The organism is Flavitalea antarctica, assembly GCF_054461535.1.
The window spans coordinates 66,349-85,583 of sequence record NZ_JBTLQG010000015.1 but is presented as its reverse complement, the minus strand read 5'-3'; the positions used below and the strand labels follow the sequence as shown (position 1 = coordinate 85,583).

14 protein-coding genes are annotated in these 19,235 nt (G+C 43.9%); 8 read left to right on the top strand and 6 right to left on the bottom strand.

What is annotated here, in order from left to right:
- Positions 1–14: 14 nt before the first annotated feature.
- Complete coding sequence (locus ACX0G7_RS15045) at positions 15–2,531, bottom strand: S9 family peptidase (RefSeq protein ID WP_458924319.1); 2,517 nt, start codon at positions 2,529–2,531, stop codon at positions 15–17.
- A 194-nt stretch (positions 2,532–2,725) separates the two neighbouring features.
- Between ACX0G7_RS15045 and ACX0G7_RS15040 the strand changes: the two genes are divergently transcribed.
- The 3 genes from ACX0G7_RS15040 (at position 2,726) to ACX0G7_RS15030 (ending at position 7,010) form a co-directional block, all read left to right on the top strand.
- Positions 2,726–5,053 (top strand): S9 family peptidase, encoded by a 2,328-nt coding sequence (locus ACX0G7_RS15040; RefSeq protein WP_458924318.1) that lies wholly within the window; start codon positions 2,726–2,728, stop codon positions 5,051–5,053.
- 103 nt (positions 5,054–5,156) lie between these two features.
- Complete coding sequence (locus ACX0G7_RS15035) at positions 5,157–6,473, top strand: Gfo/Idh/MocA family protein (protein ID WP_458924317.1); 1,317 nt, start codon at positions 5,157–5,159, stop codon at positions 6,471–6,473.
- A 54-nt stretch (positions 6,474–6,527) separates the two neighbouring features.
- Entirely contained in the window at positions 6,528–7,010 is a 483-nt protein-coding gene (locus tag ACX0G7_RS15030) for a DinB family protein (protein WP_458924316.1), read from the top strand.
- 1 nt (position 7,011) lies between these two features.
- Here ACX0G7_RS15030 and ACX0G7_RS15025 read toward each other — a convergent pair whose 3' ends face one another.
- Positions 7,012–8,544 (bottom strand): alpha-amylase, encoded by a 1,533-nt coding sequence (locus ACX0G7_RS15025; RefSeq protein ID WP_458924315.1) that lies wholly within the window; start codon positions 8,542–8,544, stop codon positions 7,012–7,014.
- A 155-nt stretch (positions 8,545–8,699) separates the two neighbouring features.
- Here ACX0G7_RS15025 and treY point away from each other — a divergent pair, with 155 nt between their 5' ends.
- Both treY and ACX0G7_RS15015 read left to right on the top strand, forming a co-directional pair.
- The gene (gene treY, locus ACX0G7_RS15020) at positions 8,700–11,357 is read left to right on the top strand and encodes a malto-oligosyltrehalose synthase (protein WP_458924314.1); all 2,658 of its coding nucleotides are present in this window, start codon (positions 8,700–8,702) and stop codon (positions 11,355–11,357) included.
- An 8-nt stretch (positions 11,358–11,365) separates the two neighbouring features.
- The gene (locus ACX0G7_RS15015; RefSeq protein WP_458924313.1) at positions 11,366–12,097 is read left to right on the top strand and encodes a metallophosphoesterase; all 732 of its coding nucleotides are present in this window, start codon (positions 11,366–11,368) and stop codon (positions 12,095–12,097) included.
- Between the two features lie 2 nt (positions 12,098–12,099).
- Here ACX0G7_RS15015 and ACX0G7_RS15010 read toward each other — a convergent pair whose 3' ends face one another.
- Positions 12,100–13,080, bottom strand: a complete 981-nt coding sequence (locus tag ACX0G7_RS15010) for a GlxA family transcriptional regulator (protein WP_458924312.1) — start codon at positions 13,078–13,080, stop codon at positions 12,100–12,102.
- A 218-nt stretch (positions 13,081–13,298) separates the two neighbouring features.
- Between ACX0G7_RS15010 and ACX0G7_RS15005 the strand changes: the two genes are divergently transcribed.
- Positions 13,299–13,721 carry a VOC family protein gene (locus ACX0G7_RS15005; protein ID WP_458924311.1) on the top strand — a complete coding sequence of 141 codons (423 nt, stop codon included), beginning with the start codon at positions 13,299–13,301 and terminating at the stop codon, positions 13,719–13,721.
- A 6-nt stretch (positions 13,722–13,727) separates the two neighbouring features.
- On the opposite strand, the gene ACX0G7_RS15000 is transcribed toward ACX0G7_RS15005, so the two are convergent.
- The 3 genes from ACX0G7_RS15000 to ACX0G7_RS14990 all read right to left on the bottom strand — a co-directional run bounded on the left by ACX0G7_RS15000 (position 13,728) and on the right by ACX0G7_RS14990 (position 17,284).
- Positions 13,728–15,101: an undecaprenyl-phosphate glucose phosphotransferase gene (locus ACX0G7_RS15000; protein ID WP_458924310.1), complete on the bottom strand. Its 1,374-nt coding sequence runs from the start codon at positions 15,099–15,101 to the stop codon at positions 13,728–13,730.
- A 557-nt stretch (positions 15,102–15,658) separates the two neighbouring features.
- Positions 15,659–16,684 carry a GHMP family kinase ATP-binding protein gene (locus ACX0G7_RS14995; protein WP_458924309.1) on the bottom strand — a complete coding sequence of 342 codons (1,026 nt, stop codon included), beginning with the start codon at positions 16,682–16,684 and terminating at the stop codon, positions 15,659–15,661.
- Positions 16,685–16,807: 123 nt separating this feature from the next.
- Positions 16,808–17,284: a hypothetical protein gene (locus ACX0G7_RS14990; protein ID WP_458924308.1), complete on the bottom strand. Its 477-nt coding sequence runs from the start codon at positions 17,282–17,284 to the stop codon at positions 16,808–16,810.
- A gap of 89 nt (positions 17,285–17,373) precedes the next feature.
- Here ACX0G7_RS14990 and ACX0G7_RS14985 point away from each other — a divergent pair, with 89 nt between their 5' ends.
- Complete coding sequence (locus tag ACX0G7_RS14985; protein WP_458924307.1) at positions 17,374–18,696, top strand: DEAD/DEAH box helicase; 1,323 nt, start codon at positions 17,374–17,376, stop codon at positions 18,694–18,696.
- 52 nt (positions 18,697–18,748) lie between these two features.
- On the top strand, positions 18,749–19,222 hold the full coding sequence (locus ACX0G7_RS14980; RefSeq protein ID WP_458924306.1) for a DUF4920 domain-containing protein: 474 nt from the start codon (positions 18,749–18,751) through the stop codon (positions 19,220–19,222).
- Positions 19,223–19,235: the final 13 nt, after the last annotated feature.

Genomic DNA, 19,235 nt, shown 5'->3' with positions numbered 1-19,235 from the left:
GTTATGAGTTAAACTCATAACTTTCTCTGACCCCTTTGTTGTGTCTCCCTGTTCATTTCATTGATGTCAACGGTCTGCGAAAAATCTCCAAGCAGCCACTTTGCGTAGTAGTCAGCAAGTACATAGAAAAAATATTCCGTCATATCCGCGTAACCGTGACGCTGCCCGGGAAGGATCACAAGATCAAACCGTTTATTTGCCTTGATCAATGCGTTGGCTACCCGAATTGTGTTCGCCGGGTGTACGTTATTATCGATATCCCCGGTGGTTAACATCAGGTGACCTTTCAGATTTTTAGCGAGGTCCGGATTTTTGTCAATATTGTATACAAAAGAAGTATCCCCATTCTCCGTGATCTGTTCCTTTACGCCATGATGTTTTTCACTCCACCAACGATTATAAATACTGTTGTCGTGATTACCGGAAGATGATACACCTACCTTGAAAAAGTCAGGATACACAAGCATTGCGGCAGTACTCATAAATCCTCCACCGGAATGCCCGTGGATTCCAACCCGGTCGATATCCACGTAAGAGTGCCTGTCTGCGAGTTGCTCGATAGCTGCTTTTTTATCGGCGAGTCCGTAATCTCTCAGGTTGCCATATCCATAGTTGTGGTACCATTTTGAACGGCCAGGGTTGCCACCACGGTTACCCACCGTTACTACCAATATTCCAAGTTGCGCTATCCGGTCCGTCCTGGCAGCTGGCTGTGTAAAGGCTTTATTCACGGCTTCCGTTTGAGGACCGGGATAAACATATTCAACAACGGGGTATTTTTTTGTGCTGTCAAAATTAAAAGGTTTATAAAGTACACCATAAAGGTCAGTGATACCATCATCTGCCTTGACCTTGAAAATTTCAGGAAACTTATAACCGGAAGCCATCAGCGATCTCAGGTCGGCGGTTTCAAGATCAAGAATCTTTTTCCCTTCTACGTTGTACAGTGCTGACTGCGGTACTGTATTAACCCTTGAAAAATTATTTACAAAAAACCGGTTATTATCATTCAGACTTACTGAATGTTCGAACTCACCTTTATCAAGTAGCCGGAGATCCGTACCATCAAAGTTGATCCGGTAGGTATGTACATAGTAAGGATCCTCATTTAGTTCCCTGCCATTCGCTTCAAAATACAGGACCCTTTTCTTTTCATCTATTCCAAGTATGTCTTCACAATGAAATGGTCCGCTGGTGATCTGGTTTTTAAGTTTACCATTACCATCATACAAATAAAAATGAGCCCATCCGTCTCTTTCACTCCACTCGATCAACTCAGACCCTTCATTTACCAGCCCTAATCTTCTCAATTCAACATAGGTATTCATTCTTTCTTCAATCAGTGGTTTGACACTGCCTGTATTTACATCAACCAGGCAAATATCTATGCGCTTAAGGTCACGGCTGGTACGATTGAAATAAAGTTTTTCGTTGTTGCCGTGCCATAACGAGGGTCGCCAGTCATCGTCCCTGCTGTTTTTTAAAGCCGGCGCTGACCACAGGCCAATATTCTGGTCTTTGAATTGTTTAACATCGAGTTCCTTGCTCGTCTTCGCGGCGACATCAAATACCAGCAGGTGTTCAACCGGAGCCTCTTTTTCACCTGGCATCTGGTATTTATAGGTCTCCAGGGTTGGCCTCGGTTCCGCAACACTGTTTATTACCCATAGTTCTTTCACGCTGCGCTGATCCACACGATTGATCACAAAATGTTTTGAATCCGGGGACCACAGGATACCGGAAGGTTTACGTTTGTTCCTGTTCTTTATCTTTTCAACGTTGTTTTCATTGCCCATACCTCCACCGCCATAAGAATAGAATTCCACACCGTCTGTCGTAAGTTTTGTTTCTACTATGGTGGTATCATCTTCATTTTTCATGGCCTTTTCATAATTAGCCTGATCCATGAAGTATAGATTATGATTCTTTGTGAATACTATTGTCTTTTTGTCTGGCGATACTGAGGCCCATCGGTGGTTTCTTTTGGGCTTCTTGTAATCTGTCAGTTCAGTTAATTTACCTGTGGCAAGTTCATACTCGAAATAGAAAGTTTTGATTTCCTTTTTTCCTGGCGATTTTTTCTTTGATGCGGTATCCTGTTTTACAGTTGAATCTTTTATTTCCACTTCAAGTGAACTTTTGACCTGGAACTGGATACTGTTTTCATTTTTTATAAAAAGGATACTATCAATTAACAGATGTTGCGCATCAAATGGATCTCTGACAATCTTTGTTAGTTCAGCCGCCATCTTATCGTTGTCGAACATTTGTTTTTTCTGACCGAGCGCGGCGTCAACGATGTACCATTTTTTCCCTTCGGTGGTTTCATATGAATACCAGAAGCGGTCGGAACCTTTCAGCCAATGTGGATCAACAGAGGTACTGAAGACCATCCGTTCCAGTTTACCTGTTGAAAATCTTGAGGCCAGTTGGTAATTTGCTTTTTCCGCGGGTTGCTGTTGAGCCACAGCAGCAGACATAAGAATCCCTGAAAGCAATAGTGCAGTTAGTTTAAGCTTGGAAAGAAACATGAAAAAAGTTATGAATGATGAGTTATTATTGGTGAGCAATATTCAGAGTCATGAATGTACTGCCTTATTTAATACTTTGTGTCATATGGAGTAATTTAGAAATATAGCCCTTTGCCGCTTATTTCTTACCTTTCATTCTTAGCATTTTCAATTTCTATTGGCGTCTTTTCGCCATTTAAACAGTCACATATTCGATGAACAAATTCCTGACTATGGCGGGTATCCTCGCCCTTCCGATTTTCATTTCGGCACAAACATCATCAGCGCTCACAGCAACAGATTATCAACAGGCCGAAAATTTTCTCGCTTACAGAACCGATTCTCTTGTTACCCGGAATAACCTGCGGCCCAACTGGATTGCCGGTGACAAACTCTGGTACCTGGTTACAACCGATAAAGGCAATGAATTTGTAATGGTAGATCCGGTTAAGAAGACAAAAGCTTCGGCCTTTGACCAGGTCAAATTAGCAGCTGCACTTTCTAAGGCAACTACTAAGACATATGGTGCGTACAAATTGCCTTTCCAGGTGATCGTTCCTTCAGCGGATGGGAAAAGCATTCTCTTTTCCGCCGATAACAAAAAATGGAAATTTAATCTCAAAACAAATGAGCTCACTCTCGATTCATCCAATACAATCATACCTGCACAAACAATGATTGCCGGAAGACGAGCAGGTGGCAATGATGTTTATTCACCTGATGGAAAGAAAGCGGTTTTTATCAAAGACTGGAACCTATGGGTACGCGATGTCAGTTCAAAAAAAGAAACTCAGCTAACAACCGATGGTATCGAAAATTTTGGATATGCCACTGACAATGCAGGTTGGTCGATGAGTGACAGACCAGTGGTCAGATGGTCGCCTGATTCAAAAAAAGTAGCAACATTTCAGCAGGATCAGCGAAAAGCCAGTGATATGTACCTGGTTACTACCAATGTTGGAGAGCCAAAACTGAGGGCCTGGAAATATCCTCTACCGGGTGATAAGGAGATCGTGATGATTCACCGCGTGGTGATTGATGTCGCGAACCCAAAGGTGATCCGGCTGCAGATCCCACCGGATCCACACAGAGCTTCATTGAGCGATGATATTTCAAGCAGCGGAACCTTCGATGATATCGATTGGAAGGAGGACGGTTCAGAGCTCGCATTTTTATCAACGTCAAGAGACCATAAACACGAGCGGCTCAGAATTGCCGACGCAAATACCGGGCTAGTGCGGGAAGTGTTTGAAGAAGTCGTGGAGACCCAGTATGAATCCGGCCGGGGTGCAATCAACTGGCGTTACCTGCCTGCAAGCGACGAAATACTCTGGTATTCTGAGCGTGACAACTGGGGACATATGTACCTGTACGATGCAAAAACAGGCAAGCTGAAAAACCAGGTTACAAAAGGTGAATTTGTAGTTGCCCGCCTGATGAATGTTGATGAAAAGAAACGCGAGATCATTTTCACAGCAGTGGGCCGTGAACCAGGCAATCCTTATTTCCAACATCTATACAGCATAGGCCTTGACGGGAAAAATCTGAAACATCTTACCCCGGTGAACGGCAATCATACCGTTTCGCTTTCTCCATCAAAAAAATATCTCATTGATACTTATTCCCAACCGGATACCCCTGCGGTAACCGTACTCAGAGATCTAAACGGTAAGCTTTTGGTTGAACTGGAAAAGACGGATATCTCCAGACTGGTTGCAAAGGGATGGAAAGCTCCGAAACCGGTTAAGGTAAAAGCCGGGGATGGTAAAACAGACATATATGGACTGGTCTTCACTCCGTCAGCAATGAAAGCCGGGACCAAATACCCGGTTATTGATTATATCTATCCGGGGCCACAAGGCGGTAGTGTCGGAAACTGGTCTTTTACTGCCTCCAGGGGCGATCAGCAGGCTTTGGCCGAGTTGGGTTTTATTGTAGTCCTGATTGAAGGTACCAGCAATCCATATCGTTCAAAAAGTTTTCACGACATGAGTTATGGCAACATGGCCGAGAACACCTTGCCTGACCAGATAGCTGCAATCAGGCAGTTATCCGCGCAGTTCCCAATTGACACAAACAAGGTAGGAATCTGGGGGCACTCCGGTGGTGGTTTTGCAACTGCAGCGGCTATGTTCCGCTATCCTGATTTTTTCAAAGTGGGCATTTCTGAATCGGGTAATCATGATAACAGGAACTATGAAGACGACTGGGGCGAAAGATACAATGGCCTTGTTGAGAATTCAGATTACGAAGGGCAGGCTAACCAGAACTATGCAAAAAATCTTAAGGGAAAGTTGATGCTTGCACATGGCATGCTTGATAACAATGTACCACCTTACAACACATTGCTGGTAGTTGAAGCGCTTAATAAAGCGAACAAAGATTATGACCTGGTTATATTCCCTAACAGCGCTCATGGCTTCGGTCCATATTCACCATATATGATGCGTCGCCGCTGGGATTATTTTGTAAAGCACCTTAAGGGGCTGGAACCACCTAAAGAGTTTTTGCTGAATGCACCACAACCTCAGCGGGCATTTTAGACAGCTGCAGCAACAGGGATACGCATAACAGGAAACAATAAATTGAGGATTATCCCTTAGTTTCATAGTGTCTTCTTCATAGATATTGTTTTAATCATTCATTATGAAAAACTCAAGGAGAAAATTTTTGGCAGATTCTTCCAGGCTGCTTGCAACAGGTGCCATTGCAAACGTTTTTCCGCAACGGGGATTCGCAGTGCCGGGAGTTAACGACAAAATCCGCGTGGGGCTGATCGGTGCTAACAGCCAGGGTAACTGGAACCTCGTGCAGGCACTCAAACAGCCTGATGTGGAATGCGCAGGCATCTGCGATATTGATGAAGCGGTACTGGCTAAGCGAATAGATGAAATCTCAAAAATACAGGGTAAAAAACCAGTTTCATACAATGACTACCGCAAGATGCTTGAAAGTAAAGACATTGATGCGGTCATCATTGGAACTCCTGATCACTGGCATTGCCTTCAGTTAGTAGACAGTGTTATGGCCGGGAAACATGTTTATGTTGAAAAACCAATCGCCAATAGCATTTATGAATGCGACCAGATGGTTAAAGCAGTCAGGCGTTATAAAAAGATCGTCCAGGTTGGTCAACAGCAAAGAAGTGGAGATCATTGGAAGACAGCTATGGATTTTATCAAAGAAGGGAAGTTAGGTGATCTTAGAAAAATAAATGTGTGGGCAAACTTCAATTACGGTGTGGGACAACCGAAGATGCCGGATTCACCCATTCCTGCCGGACTTGATTTCGATAAATGGCTGGGGCCCGCTCCTGCAAGGAGTTTCAATAAAAATCGTTTTCACGGCTCATGGCGGATGTTCTGGAACTATGGTGGTGGATTGATGACCGACTGGGGAGTGCATCTTATGGACATGGCGCTATGGGCAAAAGACACCAGTGCACTTCCTCTTAAAGTATCTGCTGTCGGCGGCAATTTTGCCTTCCCCGACCATGCTCATGAAACCTTTGATACCATGAGTGTTCAATATGCCATGCCTGGTTATAACATAAGCTACGAACATTCTGCAGGCATTCAAACCGGGCCTTACGGAAAAAGTTATGGGCTTTCATTTGTAGGGAATAATGGCACCATTGTCATTGATCGTGGATCATGGGACCTCATTCCGGAGAAAGAAAAGGATAAACTGAAGGTTCCTGAGATGCCAACTCAAAAAGGAACTGATTCCCATGGCATTCATCTCAAAAACTGGATTGATTGTATGCGGTCGGGGCAAGAGCCTTTATGCCCAATAGAAACCGGCAGGCTCGCCGCGGTTTACTGCCATATGGGTAATATCGCCTTGAGGTCAGGATCATCCCTCGTATGGAATGACAAGTTGCAAAACTTCGGGAACAATAAAGCTGCAAATGACTTGTTGAAGCCTGTATACAGAAAGCCATATGTGTTACCGGCCATGTGAACAGGTGATTGGAACTAAATCCTGAACGCGTATTTTTGTTGAACAATCAGCTATATGACTAAAGAGATCTTCGTCCGCATGGCACTGAAATCCTGGAACCTCCAGGTGAAGAATGCCAACGCATTTTTTGATTCCATAGACGATGCATCATTAAGCCGGGAGGTAGCTCCCGGCAAAAATACCATTCTGTATCTGCTGGGGCACCTTATTGCGGTGAACGACGGCATGATCAGTTTGTTCGGACTTGGCGAAAGGCAATATGCATACCTTGATGAGGCATTCGTAAAGAATCCGGATAAATCCGGCCTTCCAATGCCAGATGCTGCAACCCTGAAACGGGAATGGCGGAAATCCAACGACATGCTTTCTGCTTTTTTTGAAAAGATGACTGCTGATGACTGGTTCACCCGCCATAACTCCATGACGGATCAGGACCTGATCAACGACCCTGGTAGAAATAAACTCAGTGTTCTCCTGAACAGAACCAATCATTTGTCATATCACCTGGGCCAGTTGATGCTCGTGGCAGGGAAATAGATCAGGCGGACTTTACATAAGCTGCCACACCCGCACCCTTAACACTGAATTCGCCACATCCGTCTTCATTGATGATTACAGGAGCATCATCAGGGTCAAGAAAATTAATAAATGTTGCGCCCGCGAACTGCCGGCCCACGCTCATTTCCTTTGTTGCCGAACCATCTTCACGGTTTCTTATCAGCACTGCCAGCCCTGAACCAGGATGATTCCCATCGCCGGACCTGGTCCAACCTATGCAATCGGGTTCATCAAAGTAATCCGTTTGTTTTCCGTAAGCATATTCGGTACGCAGTTTCAACAATGCCGGCAACACATCCAGTTTTGGTAATTCCACCTGCACTGTTTCATCAAACTTATTTTTGCCCGAATAACCGGAGCCATAAATGTCCGGATAAAAAACACATGGATAACCGCTCTCCCTCAGGAGGATAAGCGCATACCCATGTGGACGGAACCACGCAAGTGTGTACTCTTCCAGGGACTGCAGGGGTTGAGTATCATGGTTATCTACAAAGGTCACTGCCAGGTCCGGATATACCGATACCAGCGTCTCATTGAATATACGTCTCAGATCAAATTTTTCTTTTTCTTCAGATGCAATAGTCAGGTTATGCTGCAGGGGCGCATCGAACAGATGCATTCGATTTCCTATAGCTTCAAGATATTTAAGAAGTACGGGTAAGTCATCAGAAAGCCAATACTCTCCAACTACAAAGAGATCTGGATTCACCTCGGTGCGGAGGTAATCTATCCATTCAATAAAAAAAGAAGGATTGATGTGTTTTACCGCATCGAGGCGCACACCATCGAATGGAACAGTATCATAATACCAGCTGATCCATTTTTTAAATTCTGCCCTGACGCCGGGGTTACGCGTTTCAATATCATTAAGGATGAGGTAATCGAAATTTCCTTTCTCATTGTCAACAAGTGGCTCCCACTTGTCACCATATTCATTTATGATATTGTATATAGCTGGCGCAGGGTCATGAACATTATGATCGACCCCCGTAAAACAGTGATGATCCCACTGGAAGCCAGAATATTTTCCCTTACGTCCCGGGAATTTGAATTTCGTATATGCCACAACCTCCAGCTCCGGGCTGATGAACTTTGTCCGGTTTGCAGGGTCCACTTTTCTGGCCCGGAATTTCTCAGTTTCTTCTGCGCCACCCATATGATTTAATACCACATCAACATAAACCTCCAGGCCGGCTTCCCTTGCGCTTGCAACCGCATTTATATAATCCTGCTTTGACCCGTACTTTGTCGGTATGGTACCTTTCTGATTAAATTCACCAAGGTCATAGATATCATATACATCATAACCTTCCGACTCGTTGCCCCTGGTGCCTTTGTATGCCGGGGGAAGCCACACTGAAGTAATCCCCATCGAAATCAGTTCCGGTACGGCATCTCTGAACCGATTCCAATGGTTGCCATCCGCCGGTACATACCATTCAAAAAACTGTATGAGGGTTTTGTTTTGCAATTTGTTTTTCACCGCCTGCCCTTTATCACTTGTCCCCATCTTTCTCAATTTGTTGAAAGGAGGCTAAAAAAAGCATTCCAGTAGCTTTTGGGTAAGGGGGACCTTTGAAAAAGCATTTAAATTTTTAGGTTTTCCCTCATTTTTTGCACTCTTGGCAGATAAATGGTAAAATAAGAATTGAAAATATTTTACAAATGATTATACCCTCATCCACCTACCGCATTCAGTTTAACAGGAATTTTACTTTCAATCATCTCTTTAATATACTTGACTACCTTGAAGACCTTGGAATAACCACCATTTATGCTTCGCCTGTATTGCAGGCTGCAAAAGGAAGTGAGCACGGCTATGATGGAATAGATGTAACCCGGATAAATGAAGAGCTGGGCACGGTGGACGAAATGAAACGCCTCGCCCAGGGTCTCAAAAAAAAAGGTATAGGTTGGATCCAGGACATAGTTCCTAATCACCTGGCATTCGACACAAACAATGTTTGGCTGAAGGATGTGCTCGAACGAGGAACGAATTCCTCATACGCCACATATTTTGATATCGATTGGGAACATCCCTTTTACACAGGTAAGCTGATGGTTCCTTTCCTTGAGGCGCCCGTGTCGGATTGCCTGAGGCAAAACATTCTGAATGTGAGATTAAGGGAAGACGGCTTCTTTCTCGCCTATCGTGAGCTGTACTATCCGATAAGCCTGGAAACATATCCCCTGCTGATTTCTGGCTGTCTGAATGATGAGTTCAATAATGTTAACTCCCTGCTAAATGCCCTTATCACCAACAATGGTCTCAGCTACGAGCAACATTGCGCAATGAAGGCAGAGCTGATGGCGCAGCTGCATGATGAAACGGTCGCATTTAACATTGAAGAAAAGATCAAAGACATCAACACTGATAACGAGTTACTCCTGAGCATAGTGAACTCGCAGCACTATATCCTCTGCTATCACATGGAGTCAAACACAAGCATTAACTACCGCAGGTTTTTTAATGTCAATGGATTGATCTGTCTCCGGATGGAAGATGAAGCAGTGTTTAATGCCTATCATGCATATATCCATAAACTCTATGAACTCGGCCATATACAGGGACTAAGAATTGACCATGTGGACGGACTTCGTAACCCGGTAGAATATGTCGACCGGTTGCGCACACTTTTTGGCGAAGACTGTTACATTATAGTTGAAAAAATCCTGGACGATAAGGAAGAGTTACCGGAGATGCGGATACAGGGTACAAGCGGCTATGAATTCCTTTCGTACATCAACCAGGTAATTACTGATAACAAGGGTTCGGAAAAATTGCTTAAGATCTATAACTCATATGTGCCCGAGTTCAATGATTATGATAAAATGGTTTTTGAAAAGAAGCTGTCATTCCTCGAACCATATCTTAACGGTGAATGGGATAACCTGCTTCGCCTGCTTTTATCCTTGAGCCTGATTGAAGATGAAGAGATCAAAATGCCTGCGTTGAAAAAAGCGTTAGGTGTTTTCATGGCGGCATTCCCGGTGTACAGGGCTTATGTAGAAAAGATGCCGCTTGATCCTAATGATGATGAACTCGTAAAAGCCGGCTTTGATAAAGCGCGCAAATTGTTCCCTGATCTTGATTACGAACTGACCGTTCTTCAATCACTGTTTGAACCACATGAAGACACAACAAAAACCAATAACAGGCTCAATTTTATTCAACGGCTTTTTCAGTTCACCGGCCCACTGGCAGCTAAAGGTGTTGAAGACACCGCTTTTTATCTCTACAATCCATTGATCTCGCATAATGAAGTTGGTGATCAGCCAAGAGTACTCGGCATAGACATTCAACAGTTTCATAACAAGATGATTGAAAGACAGGAAAAAAATCCCTACTCGTTTAACTGCACGTCCACACATGATACAAAAAGAGGTGAAGATGCACGTGTCCGGATAAATATTATCAGCGAGCTGGCAGACGAATGGAAGGATCTTGTAGCGTATTGGCAAAAGATCAATGAACCCTACAGGCAGGTTGTCGCAGGAGAAAAAGCGCCGATTGTAAACGATGAATATTATTTGTACCAGGCAATCATCGGAGGCTTTCCGGAAGATCTCAACGTAACCAGGGAATTTGTAGAAAGGACCAAAATATTTTTTATCAAGGTATTGCGTGAATCTAAACTTCGTTCCGAGTACATCAATCCAAACTATAGTTATGAGGCAGCGGCAACAGCTTTTATAGAACACCTGCTGAATTCAAAAGATAGTTTCCTGCCTTCATTAATGCCTTTTGTAAAAAAGATAATCAGGTTTGCCAATACTTATACAATGGTCCAGGTGATTATCAAGTGTACGGCACCGGGAATTCCTGATATCTATCGCGGGTGCGAGTTATGGGATCTTAGTTACGTTGATCCGGATAACAGGCGTTATGTTAACTATGATCTGCGCAAACGTTTGATTCATGATATGAAAACCAGGGACAGGATAAGCCGTGATGCTTTGCTGGATTATTCTGAAAAGAATTATGAGATAGGAACCCAGAAAATGTTTGTGACCCGTGAGGTATTGAGGTTCCGGAAACAAAACCCGGATCTGTTTACCAAAGCAGCATACATTCCTGTGTATGGAGATGGCTCCGAGCGCAAAGTGCTGGCTTTTATGAGAAGACACGAAGACCAATTCGTTTTAGTGGTGCTGCCAATGGGGATAGTAAATGATACCGGAAAAGAACTTCATCTCCAATTGCCACCGGAAGCGCCAACAAACTGGAAAAACCTTTTTACCCATGAGGAAGTTACCGGCAGCAACATAGATGTGCACAAGATCTTTCAGAAGTTCCCTGTAGCAGTGTTGGTGCAATCTTAATTTTAGTAATGGCAAGAACAATCGCAATCGGGGATATACACGGCGCCTTACAAGCCCTGCACCAATTATTGACAATTATCAGGCCGGCGCGCGATGACAGATTTATTTTTCTTGGCGACTATGTTGATGGATGGCCGGAATCTGCACAGGTAATAACTTTCCTCATAAACTTTTCGAAGGATCATCATTGCACCTTCATTAAAGGCAATCACGATGTATGGTGTCAGCTTTGGCTCGAAGGAAACAAACCAGATTCCATCTGGCTCCGGCATGGTGGTTATGCGACCATCGACAGCTATAAGGAGATCGTGGACAAAGACAGACATGACCATATTGAATTTTTCGCGAAACTGGAGAATTACCTTGTTCATGATTCAAACCGTCTTTTTATTCACGCCGGTTACTCGACATTGGAGGGGCCGGATTTTGAGTTTCGTGATGGCAAATACAACTGGGATCGTTCCCTGTGGCAGAAAGCCCTGAGACTTCATGATAAAGTTGGATCCAAAGCAGAGGATTATCCACCTGTCTTTAGACTATTTGAAGAAATATATATCGGCCATACCCCTACGATATTTTATGATGTGAGTGTTCCCATCAGGGCACTGAACATCGTTAATGTAGACACTGGTGCAGGATTCGATGGCAAGCTGAGTGCACTGGAAGTAACTACGGGTGAGTTATGGCAGAGCGATACTATACCTGGCTATTATCCGGGTTCCGAGGGAAGAAGCAGGTAACATCAACCTACCTTCTGCTTGAACTTTGTGCGGTATTGTATAGGTGATAAGCCGGTTATTTTTCGGAAAGTGGTGCGGAAAGCCTTTGTATCGTTGTAGCCAACTTTGTACATCACTTCGTTCACGTTATCATAGGATGATTCAAGGCTGAATTTAGCGGCCTCTATTTTCACCCTTTGAATATATTCGACGACTGTATTGGAAGTAGCTTTCTTAAATCTTCTTTCGAGGTTCCTTCTGCCCAGTGCGAACATGGAAGCAAGTTCATCTACAGTGAGTTTTTCTGCATAGTTTTTTTCGATGAAGTTCTGCGCTTTCAGAATCGGTTCATCTTCATGATCCTTTTGCGCTTTGAATATGATGAAAGGCGATTGCCTGTCCCTGTCAATATCTATCATGAAAGTCTTTGAGGCCAGCACTGCAATGTCACGGCCGGCATACTTTTCGATCAGGTAAAGCAGCAGGTTTGTAAATGACAATGCACCTCCGCTTGAGTAGATCCCATTTACATCTATAAGTATTTTCTCGGGTACAAGCTCAACGTCGGGAAACATTTTACGGAAATCGTTAGCTGCACTCCAATGGGTTGTGCACTGTTTATGTTTTAATAATCCGGTTGACGCAAGTAAAAACGAGCCAAGACAAAGACTGGCGATTTCTGCACCTGCCTTGTGTTGCTCCAGCATCCAGTTTACGAAACCCTGATTAATGCTTACGGCCCTTTCCATGTCAGCACCCTGGAGGGCCGGAATAATTATGAGGTCAGTTTTATGAACATCTGAAATTGTCTTATCGTGATGCACGCTGTAAAAGCGCTTCTTCAATGCTGCCTCTTTGTTCAGACCAACCAACTCAATGTTAAAAAGCGGATCGCGGTCCAGGCTGGCAAGAAAGACATTGACCTCAGAAAGAATCTGGTGACTTGCTTCTATATGGGTGATGCTGCAATCCCCCTCCGGTATCAATATGGAAATATGTTTCATTGGTGCTTCTAATTTCTCCAAAAACAATCGTCGGAATTAACCCCGCTTAATGTCGTAACCACCCATATGCATTTACCAGAACGCAAAGTAAATTTGTGTTCATCAAAAAGCTGAAGGTATTAACGAAACCAAAAGTGAATATAAGAAAAACCCAAAAATCAGCTGCCTGATTTTTGGCCCATGGTTTTGGAAAGCGGCTTTCAGAACAAAATCCGATAATGCTAACTGGCCTCGCTAGTGTAACAATCTATGTACTAAACCTCGAAAACGCGCTGAGATTTTACGTTGATCAGCTTGGATTCCAGGTACATACAGATATCGCGATCGATTCGGACAAGCGATGGGCCTCTGTCTGCATGCCTGATCAGCCCGGCAACCAGCTGATGCTTATACCCGTTGAAGAAGGTTCGATATTTACAAAGCAGCAAGTTGAAAACTTACAGGACCTGATAAGGCACGAGGTGTTCAGCTACGGGGTGTTCCGGTGCAGTAACCTTAATGAAACTTACCTGGAGCTGCGGAAAAAAGGCGTAAAATTTTTGATGAAACCCGGGGAAGGATTTCTAGGTCAATATGAGGCAGCTTTTACTGATGATTCCGGAAACTGGTTCCGGCTTACAGAAGACAGGGACGCTGTCTGAGCCATTTCAAAAAGCATTTTCTTCGCCGCGGATGGCATTAAATATGGTCATGAAGATGATCCGGACATCTAACCAAAGACTCCAATTCTCCATGTACCAGAGATCATGCTCAACCCTTTTCTCCATCTGGTCGAGCGATTTTGTTTCTCCCCTGAATCCGTTAACCTGGGCCCATCCGGTTATGCCCGGCTTCATAAACTGCCGCACCATGTATTGCTCAATTTTTTTAGAATAACTCTCGGTGTGCTCAAGCATATGGGGCCTCGGACCTACGATACTCATCTCTCCACGCAGCACATTAATAAATTGCGGAAATTCATCCAGATTAGTTTTCCTTAAAATTTTACCAACCCTCGTCAGGCGGTCATCATTCTTTGTGACCTGGCGGGATTCATGTTCGTTGTCCACCTTCATGCTGCGGAACTTGATACAAGGGAAGGCTTTATTATTTTTTCCACTACGCATCTGCACAAAAAATATGGGACCCCTGGATTCCAGCCATATAAGTAATGTTATTATAGGGATAAGCCAGGAAAGTATAAAAATAGTTACCAGGAGACTGACCGATACGTCAAAGATTCTCTTGCGGTATTGGCTCCGTGAGCTTTCCAATGGTTCGCTCCTGAAAGAAAGTACCGGCATGTCCTTTACATAGTTCAGATGTCCGTGCTCTTTCCGGAACAAAGTCATGTCCGGGATGAGTTTAAAACGAATACATTCCCGGTCGGCCTGTTGCATGATCTGGTAAACATGGTCATTATGCTCCGGAGCAATGGTTGAATAAATTTCGTTCACGTCATACTGCCTTGACATTTTCATAGCGCCTGAAACATCGCTGAGTATCGGATAATGGCTTAGTTCTTTAACATTCTCCTGTTTATCACAAAAACCAACCACTTTATTCGTCGCCTCCTGTTCAAGATAACCCGCCAGCTTTTTAGCGACATCGTTGTAACCGAGAATCATAACATTTTTTACCGGTCGCCTGTTTGCATTGGGGTACGTGGTGGTGAGAAAGATAAACCGGTTGAACAAAACAAGCAATCCGAATCCAACCATATTGACGGTGATAAATAATCTTGAAAGTTCCAGCTGCCGCCAGAAAAACAGGTAAACAAATATGGTTATCGACCAGGCGATATAAACATTCATGGATCGCCGGCAAAACTGCTCGAAAATCGAGTTGTAAGCATCTTTATAAAGAGAAAATATCAGGCTGATGGTAACCCAGGCAATGTTCATGAAAAGGTAAAACCTCAGGTAAACCGATTCCGTAAGCGGCGATAGCTTGTTTTGAAAAATCTGTTCAGTGGTAATAATTGCAACATTCAGGACAATAGTGTCCAGAAGTGCAATATGAATTCTGAGTTTACGCAACATTGGTCATCTTTGATGCTCTGAAATTGTAATGATTGTTTTGCTGTGAAAATTTTCAACCCCATCTGTAGTCCACTGCCACGACCAATTTTCATTCGAATAATAGCAATAGTATCAGGGGTCGGATCCGGGTGATATCCTAATTCTAAATACATGCCACTTTTCCGGGGTGGCGTTAACCAATCCGGCAAATGCATACTTGCTACTAACCATTACCAACTTGAAAGGAAGACGTTAACCAGAGAATACGAAGTCCGTCGCCTGGCGTCTATGAGGACAACCATTTTTTTTCCGGGGACGGATAAACAGTGAATGTACAGCATTTAGCAGGGTAAACATCCAAATTTCCCGCTTTGACTGTCCACAATACCAGCCGCCACCTCATATCCCATTGGACAACAAGACTTTATGGATAAAGATATTTTGAAGCGCAGGGGACGCCCCTGCAAATCTATGCGGCTGTGTTTAGATGTTTATGTCTTGGTTGTTGAATCCGCTTGTAATGTCCTCTTTCAAAAACACAGAAGTATTGGCTTCCTCCCTTACAGAATTGAGGCTTATTACAACAGTTTCCAACTATTAGCACCCCTGTTAAAGAAATGAAAATTCACAAATTCTCCTTCAAACGGGGCCAATGCTGTCTTTATACTCAGGCGTTTCAAAGGATCCACAAAAAACATCATAAACCCCCCGCCGCCTGCTCCCGAAATCTTCCCGCTGTACGCGCCAGCGCTCAGGGCGGTGTTATAAATAGTATCAATATGTGGATTTGAGATTGAATCAGAAGTACTTTTTTTGGCCGCCCATGAATCCTGCATTGCGAGAAACATTTTATTGAATTCGCCTTTCAACAGGTACTCTTTTAACAGGTAGGCATCACTTTTTATCTGGTGCATCGCCTTAAGCCTGTTTTCATTTGAACTTTGCAGGCTGTTTTTCTGGTCTTCTATGATCCTGGCTGAGGACCTTGACATCCCTGTATAATATAACATCATCGAAGCTTCCAGTTCTTCAATATGTTGTTCACGGATCCGGAGGGGGTTAACAATCACCCTGTTTTCAGCATAAAATTCCATGAAGTTAAAACCCCCGAAAGTTGCCGCATACTGGTCCTGTTTTCCACCACTTAAAGCCAGGTCTTCTCGTTCGATCGAATATGCCAGTTGGGCGATATCATATTCACCCAGGGGGAGATTCAGATACTCCACAAATGCCTGTAATATCGATACCACCATAGTAGAAGACGAGCCCAACCCCGATCCGGAAGGTGCATCACTATGAGTCTTCAGATCAAAAGCAAAAGGCTCTATCCTGAATTCTTTGATGACCCGGTTGTAAACTCCTTTATGCAGATCAAGCAGCCCGTCGGTAACCAGGTGATCAGTCACAGGTGCTTCAAAGACCTCGTCCCGGTCCAGTGCATGAAACCTGATCATTCCATTGTCAGCCGGAACAAGCGTGCAGTATGCGAAAAGATCGATTGTCGCATTCAATATGCAGCCCCCGTACACATCACAATACGGACTAACATCTGTTCCCCCGCCAGCTAAACCTAATCTCAACGGGACTTTGGACCTCACTTTCATAATTATCTTTGCTTAATTGATTGATTTTTTTGTCTTTAAGTGAATAGTTGAGCTCACCAATTTATTGTCAAACTTAGTCTTTTCCGGCTCATAACAAAAGCTCAGTGCAGCAATAACACGGTACTACCATATTTCCCGGATCGGCTCTTCATGTTTGTCGATGACCAGTAATTCGCCAACGGCTTTTTTACAGAGGAGATTATATAAAGGAGCTTCGTCCGATACAAACAGCACTGTCAGATCATCCACCACTTTTTTGCCAAGCCCTGCACAAATAAAGATCCGGAGTTCTCCACGTTCACCTGCAATAATGAGTGTGCCTTTTTTTACGACGTTCGGGTGGAGTTTGAGTTCGGTAGCGTTCGCCTTTAGCAATTCATGCCGGATCTTCAGTGCTTGTTGCTGGTACATTTCCTTCTGCAGGTGCCCCATCGCCCGGCTAGTTTCATATTTATCCCCGGCAGAACTCTTGCTTTCATTATTCGCGGATTCCTGCGCAGAAAGAATAAGTTGCTCAACATTCTCCAGGCGTTCTTCCAACAAACGAACACAGTATGCTTTCAGCGTGCTTTTGAATTTGAGTTTTTCATCTTCCATCATTCGGACCCTTTATTGTTGCTGGTTTCTAAGCTGAGGACCCGTTCAAAATCAATCCGGGCAATGGCTGAAACTATCTTAAATTTGCGGCAATGCAAAAAAACGTAATTTCTCATAAATCCATCCTTTCAAACCTTGGCATTGACAGCTTCAATGACATGCAAATTGCTGCGAGCCAGTCAATAGCGCAGAACAAAGATGTGATATTGCTCTCGGCAACCGGTTCCGGAAAAACCCTGGCGTTCCTGATGCCCATTATTGAAAAACTTGATCCAAACTCCAGCGCGACCCAGGCGTTGATAATCGTGCCTTCAAGGGAACTTGCATTACAGATCGAGCAGGTTTTCAAATCTATGGGTACAGGCTTGAAAATAACCTGCTGTTATGGGGGACACAAGCGTGAGACCGAGGAAAACAACCTTTTGGAGGCACCGGTGCTTATTGTGGGCACACCGGGCCGACTGGCTGATCATATCCGGCGCGGCAATATTCAAACAAAAGGTATAGAAATATTGATCCTGGATGAATTTGACAAAAGTCTGGAACTTGGCTTCCAGGAAGAAATGTCTTTTATTATCGGCTCTCTTCCAGGCGTTAAACAACGAATATTAACTTCGGCTACAGATACCAGTGAGATACCGGCTTTTCTTGGCCTTACAGATCCGTTGAAGATAAATTTCCTGACACCCGGGCAAACAGAAGCACTTGCCGTGCAGTATGTAGAAAGTGAGGATAAGGACAAGCTGGATACATTGTTCCGGCTTCTCTGCTTTCATGGCAGTCGTTCTTCTGTCATATTCTGTAATCACCGTGAATCTGTGGAAAGAACCTCCGCTATGCTCAGCGACAAGGGTATAGTGAATGTATTTTACCACGGAGCGATGGAACAACAGGAGCGTGACAGCGCTTTATGTAAATTCAGAAACGGCACTTCCGACATTTTAGTCACCACTGATCTGGCTTCACGGGGCCTGGACATACCAAATATCAGGTACATCATTCATTACCATTTACCGAACAACGAAGAAACGTTTACACACAGGAACGGGCGCACGGCGCGCATGGATGCGAGTGGTACAGCCGTTTTTATCCTGGGTCCCGAGGAAAAATTGCCCGGATATCTTGATAGCGTCCCGGAAAGGCTTGAACTCCCCGAGCAAACCGTGATCCCGGACAAACCAAAGTGGTCCACCCTGTTTATTGCTGCCGGCAAAAAAGACAAGGTCAACAAAGTCGATATCGTGGGTTTCCTGGCCAACAAGGGAGAGCTGAAGAAAGAGGATATCGGCCTCATAGAAGTAAAAGATTTCTTTTCATTTGTGGCGGTCCGGAAATCTAAAGTGGGCAGAACCCTGATGGCTATAAAAAACGAAAAAATCAAAAATAAAAAGGTTAAAATCGATATCGCGAAATAGGTTGTATTTCTGAATACTTAGGTTAATTTTGATTTACACTCAATAAAATTCCATGAAGAAAATATTCCTTCTTATTACAGTATTATCTGCCGGTTTTCTGGCAATGGCCCAACCCCCTGCCGGGAAAGCCAAAGTTGGCAATACTTACGGTGAAGCTATTAAACCGGAGGGCGCCATAGCGATAGCGGAACTTCCACGCAAGCTGGTGAATGAAGAAGCTGTCCCTACGAAAATCAAAGCTAAAGTAACCGATGTCTGCCCTAAAAAAGGTTGTTGGATATCGCTGGCAATGCCTGACAGTACTAAGGTATTTGTGAAAATGAAAGACTATGGCTTCTTTGTACCCCTAGATCTGATTGGAAAGACAGTGATACTGGATGGCGAAGCGGTGATGAAAACTGCTTCGGTTGAAGAACTGCAGCATTACGCAGAAGATGCAAAAAAATCTAAGGAAGAAATTGCGGCCATTACAAAACCACAGAAAGAAATCCGCTTTACTGCAAAGGGCATCCTTGTTGTGGAATAACAGAACTACAATA